Annotated in this window: 8 protein-coding genes and 1 tRNA gene; 2 read left to right on the top strand and 7 right to left on the bottom strand. The window is 38.2% G+C overall.

Annotation, left to right across the window (positions count from 1 at the left end):
- Nucleotides 1-14 precede the first annotated feature (14 nt).
- The 3 genes from NDQ75_RS15965 to mce form a co-directional block, all read right to left on the bottom strand.
- Complete coding sequence (locus NDQ75_RS15965) at nt 15-2753, bottom strand: triple tyrosine motif-containing protein (protein ID WP_202028269.1); 2739 nt, start codon at nt 2751-2753, stop codon at nt 15-17.
- A 226-nt stretch (nt 2754-2979) separates the two neighbouring features.
- Nucleotides 2980-3053 (bottom strand) — tRNA-Ile (locus NDQ75_RS04830).
- 69 nt (nt 3054-3122) lie between these two features.
- Entirely contained in the window at nt 3123-3533 is a 411-nt protein-coding gene (gene mce / locus NDQ75_RS04825) for a methylmalonyl-CoA epimerase (protein WP_202028268.1), read from the bottom strand.
- A 131-nt stretch (nt 3534-3664) separates the two neighbouring features.
- Here mce and rbfA point away from each other — a divergent pair, with 131 nt between their 5' ends.
- Nucleotides 3665-4057 carry a 30S ribosome-binding factor RbfA gene (rbfA, locus tag NDQ75_RS04820; protein ID WP_202028267.1) on the top strand — a complete coding sequence of 131 codons (393 nt, stop codon included), beginning with the start codon at nt 3665-3667 and terminating at the stop codon, nt 4055-4057.
- 4 nt (nt 4058-4061) lie between these two features.
- Nucleotides 4062-5279: an ABC transporter permease gene (locus tag NDQ75_RS04815; RefSeq protein WP_202028266.1), complete on the top strand. Its 1218-nt coding sequence runs from the start codon at nt 4062-4064 to the stop codon at nt 5277-5279.
- A gap of 98 nt (nt 5280-5377) precedes the next feature.
- On the opposite strand, the gene NDQ75_RS04810 is transcribed toward NDQ75_RS04815, so the two are convergent.
- The 4 genes from NDQ75_RS04810 to NDQ75_RS04795 form a co-directional block, all read right to left on the bottom strand.
- The gene (locus NDQ75_RS04810) at nt 5378-6343 is read right to left on the bottom strand and encodes a PorP/SprF family type IX secretion system membrane protein (protein WP_202028265.1); all 966 of its coding nucleotides are present in this window, start codon (nt 6341-6343) and stop codon (nt 5378-5380) included.
- Nucleotides 6344-6397: 54 nt separating this feature from the next.
- Complete coding sequence (locus tag NDQ75_RS04805; RefSeq protein WP_202028264.1) at nt 6398-17344, bottom strand: T9SS type B sorting domain-containing protein; 10947 nt, start codon at nt 17342-17344, stop codon at nt 6398-6400.
- Between the two features lie 61 nt (nt 17345-17405).
- A complete protein-coding gene (locus NDQ75_RS04800; RefSeq protein ID WP_202028263.1) occupies nt 17406-19559 on the bottom strand; it encodes a PorP/SprF family type IX secretion system membrane protein in 2154 nt (717 codons plus the stop codon).
- Nucleotides 19559-21748 carry a T9SS type B sorting domain-containing protein gene (locus NDQ75_RS04795; RefSeq protein ID WP_202028262.1) on the bottom strand — a complete coding sequence of 730 codons (2190 nt, stop codon included), beginning with the start codon at nt 21746-21748 and terminating at the stop codon, nt 19559-19561. The genes NDQ75_RS04800 and NDQ75_RS04795 overlap by 1 nt, the downstream gene beginning before the upstream one ends.
- Nucleotides 21749-21983 lie beyond the last annotated feature (235 nt).

The raw sequence follows: 21983 nt of genomic DNA, 5'->3' as shown, positions 1-21983 counted from the left end.
TGGTTACCTAAATGTTAAGTAGCAATAATATAGTCGGTCAAGCTTTCATCGGACTCTAATTCCAGTTTTTTCCGAAGCCTATACCGCCTAACTTCTACACTTTTTACTGAAATATTTAGCAGCGGTGCAATCTCTTTTGAAGACAAATTGAGCCTAAGAAAAGCACAAAACTTTAAATCGTTATTAGTTAGGTTTGGATGTTTCTTTTTAAGTTTTGAAAAGAACTCGTTATCGGCTTGGTTAAATGCCTTCTCAAAAAACTCCCAATCTTCTTTTCCATTGAGGTTTTTATCAATCAGCTGAAAAACAGGATGGTCTTTGTCCAGCTTCAAACTTTTTTTAAGTTCTTTTTTAATATTTCTAAGCACTTCATTTCTTTTTACAATGCTCATGGTAGAAATGGCCAATTCCCTGCTTTTGCTTTCCACCTGTTCACTTAGCCTAGCATTTTTAATTTCAGCTATTTCCTTTTCATTTTGTGCTTTGGTGTATTCTATTTCTTGTTGTTTTCTCAACAAAGCCTTTTCTTGCTTGTTTTTATAATAATTTTTATATGAATAATGGGTTGCAAATACCAATAAAATGAAAAGAGCAGCGTATAAAATGATGGCCATTTTAGAAAGATAAAAAGGCGGTTTTATGGTAAAATCAAAAGTTTCCATATTACTGGAAATCGTATTGCCTATTTTTGCCCGTACTTGAAATGTATAATCTCCGTAAGGTAATTTTTCAAATGTTACCGTTGGTTGTGTTTCCCATTCGCTCCATTCGTTCAAACTCCCTTCTAATTTATACTGATAAAAGGTTTTTTCGTATTTAGTATAATTAGGAACACTAAACTGAAATTTTACAGAGCCCTTTTTATAATCTAGTAGCCCTTTTTCATTCAAATGAAGATAATTTGTGCTTTTGCCTTCCCAATCCGAGCTTTGAACAGTATTTAGATGTACTTTAAAAGGTGCCCTTTGAAATTCAGAAGTATCGAAAATCAAATAATTGTTGGTCCCGCCAATGAGAAATTGATTGTCGGAAATTTGAGAGACATTTTCAAAACTAACAGTTGTTTTTCGGGAGTCCTGACTAAACGGAATTGTCTTTTTTACCAAGCTTTTAGAAGCTGGGCTAGCGTCACTAAAAATTATATTTTCCTTTGAAAACATCCATAAATGGTTTTCATCATCTGCAATCATCTTCCCTGAAAGGAATTTTTCAGATTCCATCAGGCTGTTCAGTTCACTCTTCCGAAGAATATTCGTTTCTGTATCAATTTCAAAAATTCCTTTTTCAGAAGAATAAAGTAACTTGTCATTGTAAAAAAGTAGTCCCGAATTTTTTGCCATCGCGGTACTATCGAGCAGGGTGACCTCTTTAAATCGGGTAAAATTTGCGTTTGGAATAAGTTTAAAAACGCCCTTATATTCATGGCTAACCCAAACCTGTAAACCGGATTCACTATTAATAATTTCGAAAAATCTGCTGGAGTTATCAAATCCCTTTATCAATCCTAAAGATTTCCACGTATCCTTTTGTTTTTCTAAAATGCTCAGCCCATTGTAATTTCCAAGTAGGAGTTTATTTGGGTTGTTTGGTATCGTCCTAAAATTCCAATTTCCTTGAACATTACTAATGCGCGTTGCGAGTCCGTTTTCAATTATAAAAGTTCCAGAAGTGTGTCCACAAAAAAGTTGGTCATCATAAATAAACAACGACCAGACTTGGCCACGTGTTTTTGGTATAAGCTTGAAATCTTCAGAAGAATTAGCCTTTCTATAAAAAAGCCCTTGGTTGGTTCCTAGATACAAATTTCCCTGAAAATTAACCGAAGCATAAATGGTTCCCAAACTACCGGAACTATCAAAATATTCACCCGTTGATGAACCCATATTTAAACAGGAAATTCCATTATCAAGTCCAGTCCATAAATTTCCATCAACATCTTGAAACAGTGCCAAAACAGTATTGTTTTCCAAGCCATCTTGTCGAGAAATTTCATGTAATACTTCCCCTTGCTTGTTGAGGATGAATATCCCGTTTGCTATGGTTCCCAGTGCTATTCTGCCATCTTTTAACTGAATCCCTGCAAAAACTTGGCTTTTTTCAATTAGAGCAGAGACTTTTATGTTCCATTTTTCAAAACTTCCATCTTTAATTTTAAACAAGCCTTTGCTTCGCGTAACGGCAATTAGCTCCCCTTTTTGGTTCTCGAAAACATTCATTATGAGTCCGATTTCCTCCTTTTCTTCAATAGTTGCCATCAGAAGCGTTTCACCGTTGGAAACACGATAAAGATTTCTGTCTTTCTTTTGAAGAAATAACTTATTATCCAGATTATAAATACGATAAAAGTTGTTGGTTTCCGTGAGGATTGTTATTTCTTCTTTGTTCGGATTAAACAAATAAAGTCGGTCATACGATTGAAAAACTACCCACTGGTCAATTTTTTTGATGTTCCATATATTCTCATCCTCAAACATACTTTCCTTCAACTTGGAAGAAACCGATTGGTATTTATACTTCCCGTTTGGTTGAAGTTGCCAGTACCCAAACTCTCGATAAAAACCGCCATACACTCTATCCCCAATGGCTAGAACACTTCTCATTACAGAAGAATTCGGACTTCTATAAAGGTTCCAAGTTGACCCGTTATACTCCAACATTCCAGCATTGTTGGCTACATAAATAAATTTATGGTCGTTTTGTGAAATTTTCCAGTTTTGATTTTCCCCTTCATAAGCAGAAGGCGGGAAGTTCACAATCGGCGGGTTTTGTGAATAAGCAAAACAAAAAATAACAAATACTATGCTGAAAACCAGAAGGTTTTTCATAATTAATCGTTTTACAACTTAATCTATTTTGGTTGTTCATGCACAAACACTACACAAAGTGGGCTGTACAATTGAGGTTGAGTCTAGCAGTACTAAAATTTACTCGAAGATATACAAAAAAGCCTTACATCACTGTAAGGCTTTTGCTTAAAAGTGGTCCCACATGGGCTCGAACCATGGACCCCCTGATTATGAGTCAGGTGCTCTAACCAGCTGAGCTATGGGACCCGCAAATTGCGGATGCAATATTACTACATATTTTTAACCTCTGCAAAACTTTTAACGGATTTTGTCCTGTTATTCGGCCTTTTCAATTTCTTGGCAAAGCTCTATTAATACACCATTGGTTGATTTGGGGTGCAAAAACACCACCCATTTGTTATCGGCTCCCTTTTTGGGCTTTTCGTTCAAAACTACAAATCCCTCTTCTTGAAGCCTTTTTACTTCCTGCTGAATATCGGCCACATCAAAAGCGATATGGTGAATCCCCTCACCTTTTTTTTCTAAAAATTTTGCAATCGGGCTATCTTTATCGGTCGCTTCCAACAACTCTATTTTACTTTCTCCAGTTTTGAAAAATGAAGTCCGCACCCCTTCCGAAGCCACTTCTTCCGTTTTATACGGCGCAACGCCCAAAAGTTTATGGAAAAGTTCATTAGATGCTTCCAAATTCTTCACTGCTATCCCTAAATGTTCTATTTTATTCATACCAATTCAATCTAAAAATGGTTCAACATGGTTTCCTTTCTACCCCTATGCTAGTCAACTACTCGATGCCGGCCTCGGAGATTCAAAAATAATGCTTTAAATTGTAATTATTATTCTCGTACTTTTGCAATATGGAAACAAACAGACAGAAAAAGATTGGTGGCGTTATTCAACGCGATTTGGCAGAAATTCTTCAAAGAGCAGCAAAAGATGGTGGCATGTCTGGAACTCTTATAAGTGTTACAAAGGTTAATGTAACTACAGACCTTTCCATTGCAAAGGTGTATGTAAGTATTTTTCCGCATAACAATGCCGATGAGCTTTTAAAAGGAATGCGCTCAAACCAACCGCTTATAAAGCACGAACTTTCGCAACGAACCAAAAATCAGCTTCGTCGCGTGCCGGATTTGGAATTTTTTATAGATGATTCTTTGGAATATATAGACCGTATCGATAAATCCTTGAAACGCAGCGAAAACCCTATTGAAAATAGAGATTTGTTAGATAAAAGAAAGAAGTCGTAATTTTTTGAATATTTCTCTCTACATAGCCAAGCGGTATCTCATTTCTAAAAGCAGCCAAAATGCGGTAAATATCATCAATTTTGTTACTTTTTTGGTAATCGTTATTGGTGCCGCATCGTTATTTGTGGTACTTTCTGCTTTTGCTGGTTTAAAAACGCTTAGCCTTTCCTTCTCCAATTCGTTCGATCCCGATTTAAAAGCAATTTCTTCGGAAGGAAAATTTTTTGATTTTACTGAAAATGATAAAATCCGTCTCGATGAAATTGAAGGTATTGCTGATTATTCCAAGGAAATTGAAGAACGTATCTTTCTAACTTTTAAACAGAAAAATCATATTGCATACATTAAAGCGGTAGATAGCAATTATACGAAAGTAACCGCTGTAGATAGCCTAATTTATTACGGAGGATGGATGGATGAAGATCCTTACCAAGTAGTTACCGGACTCGGAATTGCGAATATTTTAGGTCTTGGAATTAACGATTATAGGAATCCGTTGAAGATTTTAGCGCCAAAACCTGGAGAAGGAAGTATCACAAGTGGAATTTCGGGCACTAAGAAGCCATATAACGAACTTTCGGTTACGCTTTCGGGTGTTTATGCTGTGAATGATGAATTGGATAAAAAATACGTGTTTGCACGGCTTTCTACGGTTCAGCCACTTTTAGAAAAACATGAAAATCAAATTACAGGGATTAATTTTAAGCTTACCCCAAATGCCAATCCTGATTTGGTGATTCCTAAAATTACGGAAGCGCTAGATGGAAAAGTTACCGTAAAAACCCGGGCCCAGCTAAACGACTCCCTATACAAAATGCTGAATACCGAAAACTTAGCAATCTACCTCATCTTTACATTGGTACTGATTATCGCGCTTTTTAATGTGGTGGGCGCCATCATTATGATGATTCTTGATAAAAAGGAAAATGCTACTACTTTGTACAGCATGGGTGTTTCCATAAAACAGTTGAAGCGTATCTTTTTCCTTCAAGGATTATTGGTAACCGCCGTGGGCGGACTCATAGGAATTGTGGTGGCTTCATTATTGGTTTGGTCGCAAATTGCGTTTCAATGGCTGAAATTAACGCCTTCCTTGGCGTATCCTGTAGAATATCAGTGGGGAAATGTTGCCGTAGTCTTTGTTACTATTTTTGTGCTAGGCTTTATCGCTTCAAAAATTGCTGCCAACCGTGTGAATAAACAGCTTATTCAGTTTAATTAGTATATCTTCGGAAGAATAATCTTGAGCATAAAAAAACCTAAAAGGTTTTGAAGCCTTCTAGGTTTATATTTTTTCCTGCATCCAGTATCCTTTAAATACTAACGCATGGTACAACGGCAATTGCTTAATCCTTGGAAAATATCGATCCCCACCGTAATCATGTGTGTTCCACTACTGTACAGTTGAATTTCATTCAGAATAACTTGGTAAGAATACGCAAAGTAAAAAGCACCTTTTTTAAGACCAACCATCGGACCAACATTTAAGGGATCTAAAAACTGATCATTTAAGAAACGGTAGCTAATACCTGCCCAGTAGTAATCTTCAAAATCCCAATAGCGTACCTTCATGTTTATATCCGTACTGGAACGCTTATCACTTTCAAAAATTTGGTAAAAAACAGAAGGTTCCCATTCCCAATCGGAACGGATGTTCTTTTTGTACCGATACCCTGTGTACAAATAGTAATTACGCAGTTTATTAGGCTCATTGATGGCGAAAACGTTCAATTCTTTATTTAGGATATTTGAAGCGTTAACACTCGCAAAAAAGTTTCCCATACGCAGTAACATTCCCACATCAAAGTTATGGTTAGTAACTGCGCGGTCATCTGTAATGCTTGGGTCTGAATTATCTGGAATTCCGTCTCCATCGGTATCAAAATTGCTCGTATCCAATCTAAACTGGTTGAGGTTATACGAGAGTCCGAAAGAAAGGTAACGGTCTTCCGTAGCGTCCAACGTTAAGTGGTGTGCAAAAGAGATTCTAGCACCCATTTGGCGTGTATTTCCATTTTTATCGTTGTACAGCAAGGCACCCACCCCCGATTTTTGTCCCAATCGGCCATCACCAACAAGCGTTTGAGTGTCCGGAGCATCGTCTATTCCTACCCATTGTGTGAGTCCGTTGGCCCTAATTTTTATGTAGTCACCGATTCCTGCATACGCTGGTGAAATAACAAATTCGTTATCCGCCAAGTATTGGGTAAACGTAGGAAGCGTTAACTCCTGTGCCGAAGCAGAAAGGGCAACTGCCATGGCTAACGTAAGTAGGTACTTTTTCATGATTCTCTTCTATTCAAAATTCGTTCTCATTTCTAATTTGGGGCACAAATATTCTTAACGATACAAGGTAAAATGACCAACAAATTCCCTATCGTCTTCTTCTCCATTCAATTTCACCACATACCAGTAATCTCCTGTTGGTAATTGCTCGCCATTGTAGCGACCATCCCACTCTTCACCAATTCTCAATTCTGCAACCTGTCTTCCGTAGCGATCATACACTTTGGTAAGAATATTTGGGAAATGCAAGGTGTTCTTTGGTGTCCAAGTATCGTTATTGTTATCGCCATCCGGTGTAAATACATTCGGGATATTGATATCAATAAATTCCATTTCTATTTGAGCTATCACTTCACAACCATTCGCATCAATCACCTTTACTTCGTAGATTCCGCTACGTCTAATGATGTATGTTGGATTGCTTCCTTGGGATTCATCATTTACATAATATTGATAAGGTGGCACACCTCCTGTTGGCTCCATGGTAAATTGATTGATATTACTCTGGCCTACCGCCAAGTTTAATGGATCAATCGCATCAATTGTGAAGTCCACCGTTCTTTGACATCCGAAGTAAGAAACCGTAACCGTATGGTCTCCAGGAGCTAAGTTGGTAAATCTGTTCTCAAATTGATCTGGACCACCGTCTATAGAATAGATAACATCATCTAAATCTTGAGCCAACATTATTTCAACTTCATTAGCTGCGCTGTTATCAATACAAAGCATGTTTATTTCTGCTCTTGGAGCAAGATCTACTGGCGCATCTAATGTTACAATTACGTTGGAAGTACAACCGTTGGCATCTTTAATAAAAACAACGTAGGTTTGACCACCTTTAAGATTATCGAAAGTTGTTCTTCCTTCCACAAAAGCCGCATCGTTTTGCGTGTTTAAAGCTGTGGAATATGGAGCCGTTCCTCCCGCTATGTTAACTTCAAAGCTACCGGTGTTATCACCCACGCAATATTCCTGAGACATTACGCTGGCTTTTGCAGCAAGCGGACTAGGAGCTACAATATCTTTTTCGTAAACAAATGGGTTACAACCTTTGGAATCTTGAGCGATAATAGTGTATTTCCCAGGCTCTAGATCTTCAAATACATTTTTGCTTTGGAACTGATCTAAGTTTGGTGAAATCGCATATTGATATTCCCCTGTACCTCCTTGAAGTTCCAATTCTATTCTACCCAAATCCTCAGAGCACATAGGATTATAAATAACCGGCTCTTTAGAGGTTAATTCCATTCCTTCTAGGATTTCAACACGAAGTTGTTCCGAACAATCTTTACTGTCTACTTGAACAAAATACACTCCGGCAGGTAATCTGTTAAAAGTGTTGTCTGTTTGCTGCGGACGAATTTCATTTGTTCCTGAAACATCATATAAAGAATACAAATAGTCTCCTAATCCACCTGTCACATCTACATTAATGTACCCAGTAGCATCTTCATAACAGCTCACATCAGTAACTACATCCGGACTTATTACCAATGGACGAACCGGTTGAATAGTTACTGAATTGGAAACTTTGGATACACACAAGTTGGCATCCCTTACAAAGTACTGGAAGGTGCTTTCTGAAGTCACTGGGCCAGGAACATCAATAGTAACTGTATTATCGTTGGTATTGGTTCCGAAAGGAGTCCATGGACCACTGAGAGATGTACTGTACTCATAATCGGTTTCTGTACCTCCGCTAGCAATTAACTCTATTTGTGCTCCAGTAGCGCAAGTGTTGTTTTTAACTACACTTAACGTAGCCACGACCTCATCGGGTTCTCCAATTGTTATTGGATTGGTATCACTACTACAACCGTAGTTATCAGTTACGGTTACGCTGTACTGACCAGCTGCAAGATTAGTAAATACCGCCGTAGTTTGTGGAGCAGCACTGGAGACAATCACTCCATTACTATCCAATCTGTTTAAAATATACAAGTAATCTAAGGAAGGATCTATTTCTGGTCTACCTCCCGTAACGTTTACTACTGAAATACTAGCCGTTGGATCACCTTCACATAAAATTACATCTCCTTGTATTGCTGAAGCAGTTATATCATTTGGTTGCTGAAGTGTAACTGTTTCAAAAATCTCGTCACAACCTTCTTCATCACGCACATAAACATCGTAACTTCCTGCTGAAACGTCTGTAAATACCGTATTTGAAGCACTATACTGCGCATCCGTTGGTGTTTGTCCCTGCGGAACCATAGCGAATTCATAGAAACCGTAACCACCTGTGGCGCTCACCGTAACTTCTCCCAATTCCGTACAAGAAATGAATTTGGAGACTTCTGCATCTATCACTAATGGATTTTGAGGTTGCGTAATCGTGAAAAATCCTCTATTGGTACAGAAAGGTGTGTCCGTTTGAGTAATTTCAACATAATACGCACCAGCAAACAAATTTATTCCAGTATTGTCGGTATTATTTCCTGTTTTTACCAAACTATCATCCGAAGCTCTATAAATAGTCCAAGTAAACGGACCAGTATATACATCATCTACTAGGTTTACATCTATAATTCCGGTATCCGTTCCGTGGCAAACCACATCTTGTACTTTAATAATCTCCAATTTGAAAGTATTTGGATTGTTAAGTACTGCAGAAGTTTTTAGCTCACAATTCGTAGCATCATTGGTAACTGTAATCACATAGCTTCCAACATCTAATCCTGAGAACGTGTAGGTATCAGCATTAATCGATCCTGATGTTTCTGTAGTACCATCTGGTTTTTGAAGTACATAGGTAAACGTGGCTGCCCCAATTGGAGACTCCAATGTAGCGTTCACTGTAATTTCACCATCGGCACCATTACAAGTAGGTTGAATAACCGAAGTATTTAACTCTTCCAACCCAACATAAGGTTCGATGGTTCTCGTAATACTGGCAGGCGTACAACCATTGTCATCATAAACATTTATGGTAACCGTTCCTCCAATTGGATTTGAAACCAAGAATTCCGTACTTGTTGAACGTTGGGTATAATCTTCTGAAGGGTTTCCATTCGTGTAGATAAATTCATAGACATAATCCCCTGCTATAGCCACTGTACCCCCAATTACGGTTCCCGTGATATCAACACGAGCCACTTGGCTGGAATTGGTGCCAGCAGCACAAGCAAATTCAGTAACTGTCGCATCCAAACCAGTAATTTCCTCTGGTTGTATAATTCTTTGAACTATATCATCTTCACAATTATTGGAAGTAGAAGTAACTGTTATGGTATAATCGATTCCTGCTACAGAGCCTGCTAAGTTTTCAAAAGTTGCAGTGTAACCATCTTCCACAATTGGTAAAATAGGGGTAGTTACACTAGCATCTGTAGCACTTGTGATTTCGAATGTAAACGGACCGTAACCGTTGTCTTCCGCAGAAACGGTAATAGTTCCATTTGCAGCGTTGTAACAACTTACATCCTCAAAATCGTCGATAGTTAGGGTTGGCTCAATAGCTTGAGATACAGTTCTAGTAATTTGTCTAGAACATTCGTCTGGCGTACCCATGTCATAAATAGTGATTACATAAGGTCCATCAATACTAGCACCCGTCCAAACAAACTCGCCAGCTGTTAAAGTAAGTCCTGTTCTAGTTTGATCTACAGTGCCGGGTCCGTCAATTTCGTATTCATAATTACCAGAACCTGTCAAATTTTTAATGGTAATTTCTGCGTTTGCAGCGGTTCCTGGCTGGCAATCGAGTAATTTGGTGATTTGAGCGTTGAATTCTAAAGGAGGATAAATATCAATATTTACCGTTCCGGAAGGACAACCGTTCCGATCCTGCACAACTATGTCGTGCGATCCAGAACTTAATCCTGTTATTTGATATTCATTAGTTGTACTATCAAAAGCAATGTTCTGATAAGCTCCACCATCTACACTAATACTATATGGCGGAATCCCAGGAGATGAAAGCGTAACCGTTACACTAAACTCGCCTTCTGCCGCACAATTGTCGTCAATCGCTGCAGTAATTACTGGTGCTGGGTCAAGACCGACGGTGATTGGTTTTGAAACAATACAATTATTAATGTCTTTAACGTAAACAATGTAATCACCGTCAGAAAGATTAGAGAAATACCCCGACGTGTTTGTACCCGTCCAAGTAGTTGCATCTGGTATAACAGGTGTAGAAACATCTTGACTCTCAATTTGGTATAAATAACCACCTGCTCCATATCTTGCAGTAGTCGTTACTGTACCATCCTCGTTACAAGTGTCATCATTTGTTGCAACAGGGTCTTTTAATTCCAATAGTTGAGGCGCTTCCTCAATTAAGAAAATATCTGATGCCTGCCTACAACCAACATGAGTACCATCTACTTCTTCAAAATAAATATAGTATTGACCAGGGGCAATTCCAGTAGCCGTTTCCACTGTTCCAGGAGTTGCCGTTCCGGTAATGCCTATTCCTGTAAACTCGCTATTGTTATAAATTTCGTAATTAACAGATGTAGCATCAGTGCTCGCTGGATCTATTGTAAAAGTAACCGTTCCATCATTACTTCCAAAACAAGTAACATCTGACTCAGCGTCTAATGTTGCCATTAAGTCTGATTCGGAATCCACTACCACAATATCGTCATCTACAAACTCACAACCAGTAGCGGCGTCATGAACTACAATCGTGTATTTTACACCTGGATCTAAATTTGTAAAAGTATATTCTGTATTAAATCCTAGGCTTTTAGGATCTCCTGTGGCAGCATGCCAATCTGGGTCTGAAGGATCGAAAGGAGCCAAGGTTGATGTGTATATTGCAAAATAGAAATTTCCTGTGGTTAAATCTCCACTGGTGGTATTAGCTTCAACGGTTAATTGTCCTGATCCCGGTAAACATCCAGCAATACTTGAAGCAGATAAAATAAGGTTTGGTGGATTTGCAATCGTAATTTTTTCAATTTTATCACATCCCTCTGAATCTACCACTCTAATTTCGTAATCTCCAAACTTCAAATCGGTGAATGGATGAGAATAGGAAGGTCCACTTGCATTATAGCTATCTGAAAAAGTATTATCTGTTTTCTTTATAAAATATTGATAAGGTGCTGTTCCTCCTGTTGCATCTATAGTAATTGTTCCAAGTACCGTTCCTATCATTGGATCTCCAGAACATGTTATATCTGTTTTAACAGCGTTAGGATTAATTGCCGGAAGCTCATTGATAGTCACCGGATAAGGATCGGACTCACAACCTTTACCATCGGTAACTACTACAACGTAGTCTCCAGCAGGTAAATTAGTGGTTTGCTTTCCGTAAGAAATTGATCCAGGATTATCTGTTCCATCATTATTAAAAATCTCTATGGTAAAAGGTGCTAAACCAACTGTTTCATCAATTAATATATCTAGTTCACCTGTTTCGCTTCCATTACATAAAATATCAGTAGGAGTTACACTCGTTATCACTGGATTATCTGCTGGATTTACTGTAATAGCTTTAGTGACATCTTTACAACCTTTTCCGTCTGTGACTTCAAAATAATAAGTGCCAGCAGTATCTGTTGAAAAAACATTGCTTGCCATTGCTGTAAAAGGTCCTGCATCTGAAGTACCTGAAGCGTAGGTGTAAGTTCCATCCCCTCCCGTGGCAGAAACGGTTATTTGGGCATCTACCAAGCAAGTTAAATCAGTATCTAATTTAGCAGATGGATTAATCTTTCCACCAATCGTAACCGAAATAGCCATTCCGGAACAACCCAACTTATCTTTTACGTTGATGCTATAAGTCCCAGCCGATAGTCCATCAAAAGTAAAAGTGTTACTTGCTGGATTTGGAGTTTGCCAAGTACCGCCATCTATTTGGAATTGGTAGCCTCCATTTCCATCCGTTGCGGTAATTTCAATTTGCCCATCATTGTTTCCACTGTAACAATCGGTAGGTAAGGCTGTGAAAGTAACATTTTTAGGCTCTACCACATCCATTACCGTCGATTTTGCTTGCGAACAATCTTTGTCATCCCTTACGGCAACAACATATTTTCCAGCTGGCAGGTTTTTAAATGTTCGATTTGCTCCGTTGGCATCAAAATCGTAAGGTGCAATTACATTACCCACTTCGTCTTCTAACTGATAATCGTAAGGAGATGTTCCTCCTTGGGCTATCTCAGCTACAATAGTTGCTCCCATATTGTTACAAGAAAATGGCGTTGTTATTTTAGCTTTAACTGTAACTGCTTCAGGCTCGGTAACTTCCGCAGTGAAACTAACTTCACAAGCGGATGGATCGTTTTGGTCTCGTACGTCCCGTACCCAAACGGTGTAAGTCCCAGCTGCTAAGTCTGGAATAGTTACGGTTGGAGTAGTTTGGACTACAGACCAATTAACTTTGTTGTCTATGGAATATTGATACCCTTGCGCAGTATCAAAGTTTTCAGCTCTAAATGTAATGCTGCCATCGTCTTCGCCATTACAAGAAACCGTACCCGTTGCGGTTCTTTCAGCAGAAAAAGCTTCCCCATTAATAACAATGTCTATTTCTTTGGTAAGGTCGCAGATTTGAGGAATTTGGTATGCCAAAATATCGTCAATAGCAATATCGTTACCGCTTACCTCATCGTTTTGGGTGCGGATTACAATATCTAATTCAGTATTGGCACCTGGGTTCAATTCTACTGCATAGTTGTGCCAACTATTTGCATCTATGTGTCGTGGTATTCTATCGGTACTGGTTTGGGTAATTACACTACCATCGTTTCCTACCAATTGAATTACCAAAAATGGATCGTCCCTATTTACCGTTCCTTCTTTAATTAAGTTGAAGGCCTCCAATTCAATACTAATATCCTGATTTGGAACAACATCGAATACTTTCTTTTTAAAGATAACACCGTTAATTCCAGCTACTCCCCCAATATTAATGGCCATGTATCGGCCGTTAACATCTGAAGGGTCTGTATGGTCATTTGGTGAAATCCACCCCGAGAAATTAGCAACACTCGTAGTAATTTCTGAAGTAACGGAATATTCCCCATCGTTAATATCAGTATTGAACTCGCCGTTAGGATCGCAAGTGCTTGAATCTCCACTGTACTGAGACTCATAACAATATACTGGATCTATGTACGGACTCGTAGTATTTGCTCCACGACCAAAATCTTCTTTTAATAAATTGGAATAGGTAACGTAATTTGGATTGTTATAATTTATAACCAATTTATAAGACCCATTCGATAATCCATCTACTGTGAGGGTATCTCCTGAATAACTCGCACCATTTATTTCATAGGAATAATTGTATTCTGGAATACTCGGAATCAATTGAATATTACCAGTACCGTCACAATTGTATGAATAGGTTAAATCTTCGGTAGTTGGTTCCTCTGGTAAAGGAGGAATGGTAACTTCCATTTGGTAAGTACACCCTTCTGCATCTTTAATATATAATGTATGCGTGTTAGCTTCTAAAAAAGCAGTTGAAGAAGAACTATATGATCCCGATTCCCCGCCTCTAAAACTATACTCGTACGGAGGTGTTCCACCAAGTGGATTCGTAATTCTTACCTCAGCTAATTTGTTGTTCGAGCTATCACAACCAGGCAATTTAGAAACACCTGCTGAAGCCGTTAACCTATCTGGTTCAGCAAGGCTAATGGTATCTGTTGTTGCGCAAACTTGTTCTGTTCCAAAATTCTGTGTAACGGTTACTACATAATTTCTTCCAGCAGGAAGACTGGTGAACTCCCCGTCTCCATCATTTACAATTGTACCATCTGGTTTTTTAAGTTCATATGTTAATGCGTAACCATTTAGTGCGCCATGGTTTACTTTTATTACTCCATCATTAGATTGGAAACATTTTAAGTCATCCGCAGATAATGTCCAATCAACCGGTGGATTGTTGGTTATGGTAACGGCAGGAGAAATCGCAAAGCAGTTATTTTTATCGAAAACTATAAACTCATATGTTCCTTCTTCTCCTGGACTGATAGAAATCGGATTTTGTTCAGAGTCCTCAAAGTCCCTGTATTCAGATTCAGGTAAACTTCCCACAGGATCGTTTATATCATAAGATACTTGTACGACTCCTGATGCATCAGTATACTTCCATACAGCAAATGTATCATAATCTGGTGTACCTCCTTCGGCATTTAGTTCAATAATTCCATCGTCACAGGCTATATCTTTTTTAACTTCTGCATTAAGGGTTAGTTTTTCGGGACGAATTAGCTCAACATTAATAGTGTCTTTACATTGGTCTTGAGAACTAACAGTAATAGAATATTTTCCAGGGTTTAATTCTGTGAACGTTGTAAAATTATCGTTCGTGTTAATTTCCGATTTAACTCTATTTGTAAAATCGTTTTCCCTATAAATGTTGAAGGTATATTCTGGTCTAACATTATTAGCAGAAACACTTATAGAACCCTTATCATCAAAACAGCGAGGGTTGTTAATTTCAGTAGCTACCAATTCCATTTCACGGTCTTGAATTTGAACCGTTTCTGTTTTAAATAAACAAGGATTTCTGTCCTGAGGATTTGTGGAAATGTTTTTTTGCTGAATAAACACCGTATAAGTTCCCGGTGTAGTAATATTGTCGAAAACATTATTGTCCGTCCAGCTAGCAGAACTTCTGTCAAAATTTTCTGGGTCATTCGTTATAGCAAATTCATATGCAGAACCTACTCCCGAAACAGTTATTTTTCCTGGGGTTTCACAATAAATATCTTCGCCATCTGCGACAGGAGATACAGAGTTTTGATAGGATTTAAAATGAAATCTATTAAAACATCCTTCTTCATAGGTTACTACCAAACGATACTCTCCTTTATCATCTAGCTTATACGCACTACCGGTTCCAACTTGTTTCCATGTACAACTATTACTTCTTGTTGGACAACTTTCAATGGCTTCGTCTGCACATCCTTCATCAAGTTTTTCCCACACTAAAGATTTTATGCCACTGTAATTAACCGTTAAATTTCTTACATCATTTGCACCACAAAGGAAGAACTCTGGAAGAACTGAACCATCATTAGGGCAGATGGTGGTCTTTTTATCAGCTTGCGAAATAAAGGGGTTCTCAGGGTCTGTATTTCTTTGACGTAAAGTAATTATCTCAACATAATCTTTACATTCAAAGCTTCTCGTTTGATCAAACTGATCTACAATAACTTTATCAGATTGTTTAATTACTTTATAAGTACCAAAATCGTTTGCATCATAACTTTGGCCAGTTTCTCCATCTAGTTTAATAAATTCTCCATCGGCATCCTCCTTGAACCACTGATACCTGTCGAAACCTGAACCAGCCGTTAACGTAGCAGTATCATCACATAATTCCTGAACTCTTTCAAATTCCCCACAACTATCCAAATTGGGTAAAAAGTTAGTAGATCCAGGTAATCCGAAATTACAGTTATCAAACCCATAAAAACTTGGATCATCTGAAATTTCAGTGTCATTAAGAACACCTCGGTATGTTGCATATGCCAAATTCTGTATGATTCCTGAACAGGCATCCCTTAATTTTTCACAATCAGGTTGTACGGTTACTTCAATACGTATCCAATAGCTGTCCCTTGCCAATTCTACATACTTATCGGGAACAGTGAATATAATTTCATTGGTTGCTGGATCATGAGTGTAGGTAACTTCTCCATTGAGATTCGGGTCGAAATAAACATCATCTAAATCAACATTAATAGGTAGAATATCCCTAATGGTAAATTGCGTTCCATCGTCATTACCTACGTTATCAAACTCCAAAATATAATTAATAGTTTGACCAAGCTCCACTTGATCCCCTTCTATATCTACTGCATTGGAAGCATCTTTTACTTGCTTTGCAATTTGAATAATTGGTTCAATAATCTCTACGGAAAAAGAAGAAAAGAAAGCTCCATATCCATCTCCACTGGTGGTAAGTTTTAGTGTTGCCCCAGTTTCATCATTTGGAAGTATTTTGTTATTTGTATTCTTAAGGTCAACCAAATCAATATCCACTCCCAAAGTGTTGGTACCATTCGGGTTTCTGTTTAAAACCTGTTGCCCTTCATTGGTAATGGTTGCATTAAAAAAGTTATCCGCTGGATTCAAAGCATTGGTAACATTTGTGAACCCATCTCCATTAGCTTCTGCAATATCCGATCTAATTTGAAGTCGGTCTCCCTTAATACCTACATCTCCTTCTAAAGCACCTACACCTAATTTAGCATTAACAGGAAAACCAGGAGGTAATGTTCTAAAACCTTGTACTGGAATTTCGGCAGTATTACTACCCTGTACCCCAGCATACCCATCAAAAGTAGAAATAAAGCGTCCTGGCTCTAAGGGATCTTCATAAATGATAACTAGCATCCATCCCGCCGAACTAGACCCTACTCTTCTTCCCCTTGTAGCGTTAATATTTGCAACCGTGTAAGTCCCTTGAGCATTAGGTAAAGTTTGTAGTAAAGCTGTTACATCTCTGTAACAAATTGCCGGAGAATCCTTAAAGGAATTATTAATGTTGTCATAATCATAACCATCAAAAATAATATCGTCTTCTTCTCCTTCTGGATCCGGATTGTTATCCGCAACTATGTCTATATAGTTTCCACCAGGCAATTTAAATTTTATTTGATTCCAAGAGCTGTATCTCGGTGTTCCATCAAATGCAGCATCCTTATTTGTACTTCTTTCATTAGGATAGGTAGATGCCCAATATAACCCAGCATAGGCAATTTTGGCACACGTACGTGGAAATTCCAAATCAGCGCTACTAGAACTAAAGGTAGATGGATCATTATCAATATCAATATATTCCATCCAAAGGTTATTGTTGTTATCATTACCATTGTATGGAGTATTTGCTTGAGTTGTGTCGTTTTGTTGCGCTCGGTTTAATATGTTATTTCCAACGAGAACAATATCCCCTTTTATTCGAATACTACCATCTGGTAATCGTGGAGAGAAAGGCACCGCTAATTGCGCCGATAACGCAGAAATGCCTGCAAAGAATATGCACGCAAATAGGATGAATGATTTTAATGTAAAGTAGTTTTTCTTCATAGTGTTAAGCTTTGGGGACTTGTTACTATTCAATTTTGTTTGCTATGTTTTAATATGTGTGCTAAGTGTGTTTCAACGGCATTATCCAAATATCATTTTTGTAGTTAATGCTGCTTCGGTAAGATACCATCGCTTTGTTCCAACTTTCATACTTACTTAGGTACACATATTTGTAATTGTTTTTGGGGTTAATATAGATGTCAGCATCAAAACCTTCATCTTTTAATTTTTTTACATACCGATAAGCGTTATCATCTTTTGCAAACACATTCGCAATTAAATAATATCCTTTTTCTGGTTGAGGAACATTTTGTGTTATAGCTTCATCGTAATCCAGTTTATCGGAATTTAAAATACTATTTACATACCGATTGGTACAATAACTTAAGCCATTGCTTAAAAGTTCGCTATCGGTATTAATATCTGGGTGGATATTTCTTTTCTCCTTGGAAGTTCTTATGCTTTTCTGATTGCTTGCATATGCTCCTTCTTTTAAAGCGGCATCTGTTGTATTCTTAACATTCATTACCCAAACCTCTCCATTGTACTTTCCATTGAAATTGGATTTACCGGCTAGGCTTGCTTCTGCAGCAGAATTGTATTTGTCTATATACACATACTTAAGTCCGTTTTTCTCGAAGTAACCTGCTTCGATACCTTTGCTTTCAAGGTCGTCTATAAATTTGTGCATGTACGTTTCATCTTGGTACACGTTGGCAATAACGTAAGCTCCCGAGTCTACATTTGCTAGGTTTGTTGTTGCTGATGCAGCTATTCTGTTTTGGGAACTTACGTCTTTATTGCCCACGCTCGGTTTTGGGGAAACCTCATTGCTATTCTGTGCAATGCTATTTTTATTTTTTGTCGGCTTTGGATTGTTCGCAACATACGCACGTTTTTCGTTGGAAGCACCTATGTTGTTATAATCCCTCTCGTATTTTTGTTGCGCCTCATTGTAAGCGTCTTCATCAATTTCTTTCATCATGGCAACGGCACGCTTTTTAACCTCCGCCTCGTTACCTTTCCCTTTGTTATCGTTTACGTATTTTATGATGTAAGCAAAACGCTTGTTGATATCGTTTTTGCGGGCCTCTTCCATGGAATCCTGCTTAAACATCATTTCATCAATTATCATATTGTTTTCAGCAACCAAAGAACGTAACCGCTTAATCTCTGCTTTTTTGTCTGTTATGGTATCTATTGCCTCTTCTTCAGCTAAAAGTTCTTCTTCCTCCAAAACCAAGAGATTTTCATCCTCTTCTAAATCTTCAAATACTCTGTTTTCACTAAGGGTAGGTTGGAAAGCGTAGGCAAAATTGATTTCGTGAGTAACGCCAAAGTTAGCGACTTGACCGCTAACTCCTTTTTCAATTGTGTATCCTAAAGACAGACGTTTTGTAAAATTGAAACCAACGCCAGCGGCCACCCCGTAATAATCGTCGTATCCTGCTTGTACCCAACCAAGTTTAGGCAAGTCGAGAATTAAACTTCCGGAAAGGTTAACATCTCGGTCTGGTACAAAGCGAGCTCTGGAAAGTGCAGCTAATTTAGCATCCTCCATAATTCCTTGTCCGTTTTTAAACCGAGTGGTATACATTAAGTGACCCGTGAAGGTTTTCTCGTCGAATTCAGTTAATTGCTCTCCTTCATCAATGTTGTAATCAAAAGCATTTTCGGCATATACCCCAACATCAAACTTCCCAATGGAAAGGTTTAATCCTGGTTGAAAAGAAATCAGATTACCATCTTCCAAATTGGCAATGGTAGGATCATCCGGATCTGGCGTAATGATATTACTTTGGTCTACACCACTGTTGTAATACGATAAATTGAAACCAAATGTTAGATTACTTATTTCTGAAAGACGAATTCCGTATGCATAATTCGCTATAGCACCAAAGTTGGAAATAGTTCCAAAGCGCTGGTGGTAAACACTTACCCCTACTCCAGAACGATCACTAATTCTACCGGAATAACTTCCCAAATAGGTTTGATAATTATCCTCGAAACTTACCCATTGATTTCTATGATAAAGGTTTAGGTAAGAGAAATCTTCATTTACAGTAGAAAAAGTTGGGTTGATTAAGAACCGATCAAATTTAAGTTGATTTTGCGCCGGAATGTCAATAGCTGCCACAGGAGCATCATCCTGTGCAAAAAAACAGGTGCTCCATAAAAACATAAGTAGCAGTAAGGTTCCGGGGTAAATTCTCATTACTTAATTACGGTTATTGTTCCTTGTTTTAGGGTTTCTTTTCCTTTGGTTATTTGATAATAGTAAATTGGAGGTCTTCCACCTGTGTGAGTAATGCTGGAAGACTCTGGCCAGTTATTTTGGTATCCAGTAGCAGTAAATACAGTCGCTCCAGATTGCTCATAAATATTCACGGTAATGTCTTTCTGGTAGGCATACGATTTCGGTATAACCCATAAATCGTTATAACCATCTCCATTAGGCGTTACGATATTAGGCACTACAAAGCTAACAGCGTGGGTAACTTGCACCTTTTTGGTTACTTGACAGTCGCCTACAGAAGCTAACAACATATATTCACCTTCTTCGGATAAGGTAACCGTGGCATCGCTGCTCATTAATTCATTCTTTGTATTGAACCACTGGTAGCTATCCGCACCTGAAGCGGTAACTACTTTGCTATCCCCTTCTGGTATTGTTACCATTTCTGAAACATTCAAGCTTACTACGGAAGGATTGAATTCTTCAATAATAAACTCATTAGACATGGCAGAACAACCGTAAGCTTCAATCTTCAATTGATACTTCCCGGAAAGGTTTGTTGTAAATGAAGTACCCTTGTCTGTTAAAGCTACGCCATTGCGATACCAAGTGTAGGTGTACTCCGGTTTTTTAACAGTGGATACTATTTCTATAGAATTTCCATTATCACAAGTCACCGAACCATTCCCAGAAATTTGAGGATTTTCGGATATTCCCAATTTCACTTCAAAAGTATTGGAAGTAATTTGCTTTCCACCTTCCAAAGAAACTTGCAAAGCATATTTTCCATTCAACGAAGCTTTGGAAACCGATATAGTTCTATTGGTTTCACCAGTTAAAGGCTTTTGGTTATATACCCATTGGTATGATGCTGTAGCCATCATGCTTTCAGGAAGTTCGTAAGGATTCCCATTACTGTCTTCTGTTTCAATTTTATCTAAAGCAAGAGTAGCAGAAGCGCTCTCACAGGCCGAATAATTACTTGCGTTTATGGAAGCAATATATTCAGAAGGTTCTGTAACGGTAATCGACTCTGTAGTTCTGCTGGCTTGGCAACCTTCAATTTGAGTTACTTTGGCCGCATACTCGCCAGGAACATTTACTTGTAAAACACTGTTAGTTTCACCAGCCAATTCGGTTCCATTTCTGTACCAAGCATAGCTAGCACCTTCAGCATTTGTAGTTACTTCTATGGCAATGGACTGTTGGGGTAATACCAACGTACCATTAGGAGTATTTATGGCAACATCAAAACCTCCAGCTTGAATGCTAACGGTAGATGTTTTTTCATTACAACCACCAGGTCTTTCAATTTGCACGTAATAATCACCTGCAAAGCCAGGGTCGCTTCCTTTTACCTCTAGGGTATTGCTGTTGTTCTTAGTTAATAGTTCGCCGTCTTTATACCAAGCATAAATAACGGTTGGGTCAACAAAATCGGTGGTAAGTGTATAGGTTTGGCTTTCGCATAATGACACTTGTTTAGCGCCGATTAGTTCTACGCCTACTGAATTTTCTATATAAACCTCTACAAGATTTGAAGCGGTGGAAGTAGAACAATAACTTCCGTAGTCAATTTCAGCAAAATAAATTCCCGGTTCGGACACTTCGATGGATGGTCCGTTTTCACCTGGAATCAACGCCATGTCCTTGTACCAGTTATAAGATTCTTCGTTAGGATAATTATCAACTTCTAGAAAAACAGTAGTAGCTTCACAAACGGAAGCTTCTTCAAAATTGTTTACTACCAAAGGCTCTGCAACATTCAGGTAGTAAGCTCCAAATGGATTACTTTCTTTACCGGTTTTAGCAGGATTGGTACTTCTTACGCGAACTTTGTAATTTTCTCCACGAACAGTTTTTGGCATTTTAAAATTAATCGGGAAGTCGAAAGTGGTGTTCTTATCGGCGATGGTTGCCAATGTAGTTGGGGAAGAGAAACTGCCGTTCGCATCGGAAAGTTCGAGAATAAATTGGTTGTCGGATTCCACGATTGGCGTGGGATCCCATTTAAATTGTACGGAAAAACTATTGTAGCCTTCGGAAGCACAAGCATCTGAAAACCCTAGTACGGGTTTCTTCAAATCTTGAGCTTGCATTGTTGCAGCACTGAAACAGAGCGACAGCAGGCAAAGACGAATAGATTTTTTGGGTAAAGTTCTATTCATTGGTTCATGTTTTAATTTGGGTACGTACAAAATAACGACTTTCTAAAATAGAAAACCAAAGTTATTAGTTTTTTTAAACAAATTTTAGCTTTTGTGGTGAAACACCGATTTTTATATGCCAAGTAGGTTTTTTATAAAGTTATTCACAATTACAAACCTTAATATACTTATTGGTATTTGCTGTTTTGTCTGTAAAATTAGGGTTTTAGGGAAATTCCATCAATTCTGGTAGCGT

The sequence above is a fragment of the Galbibacter mesophilus genome, assembly GCF_023721415.1.
GTDB lineage: Bacteria > Bacteroidota > Bacteroidia > Flavobacteriales > Flavobacteriaceae > Galbibacter > Galbibacter mesophilus.
The sequence above is the reverse complement of the archived record's forward strand: the minus strand, read 5'-3'. Positions and strand labels throughout refer to the sequence as shown.

Bases quoted from the DNA above. Each gene is read 5' to 3' on its own strand.
- mce (WP_202028268.1), bottom strand. From the start codon at position 3,533: ATGAATAAAATAGAACATTTAGGGATAGCAGTGAAGAATTTGGAAGCA.
- rbfA (WP_202028267.1), top strand. From the start codon at position 3,665: ATGGAAACAAACAGACAGAAAAAGATTGGTGGCGTTATTCAACGCGAT.
- NDQ75_RS04810 (WP_202028265.1), bottom strand. From the start codon at position 6,343: ATGAAAAAGTACCTACTTACGTTAGCCATGGCAGTTGCCCTTTCTGCT.
- NDQ75_RS04805 (WP_202028264.1), bottom strand. From the start codon at position 17,344: ATGAAGAAAAACTACTTTACATTAAAATCATTCATCCTATTTGCGTGC.
- NDQ75_RS04800 (WP_202028263.1), bottom strand. From the start codon at position 19,559: ATGAGAATTTACCCCGGAACCTTACTGCTACTTATGTTTTTATGGAGC.
- NDQ75_RS04795 (WP_202028262.1), bottom strand. From the start codon at position 21,748: ATGAATAGAACTTTACCCAAAAAATCTATTCGTCTTTGCCTGCTGTCG.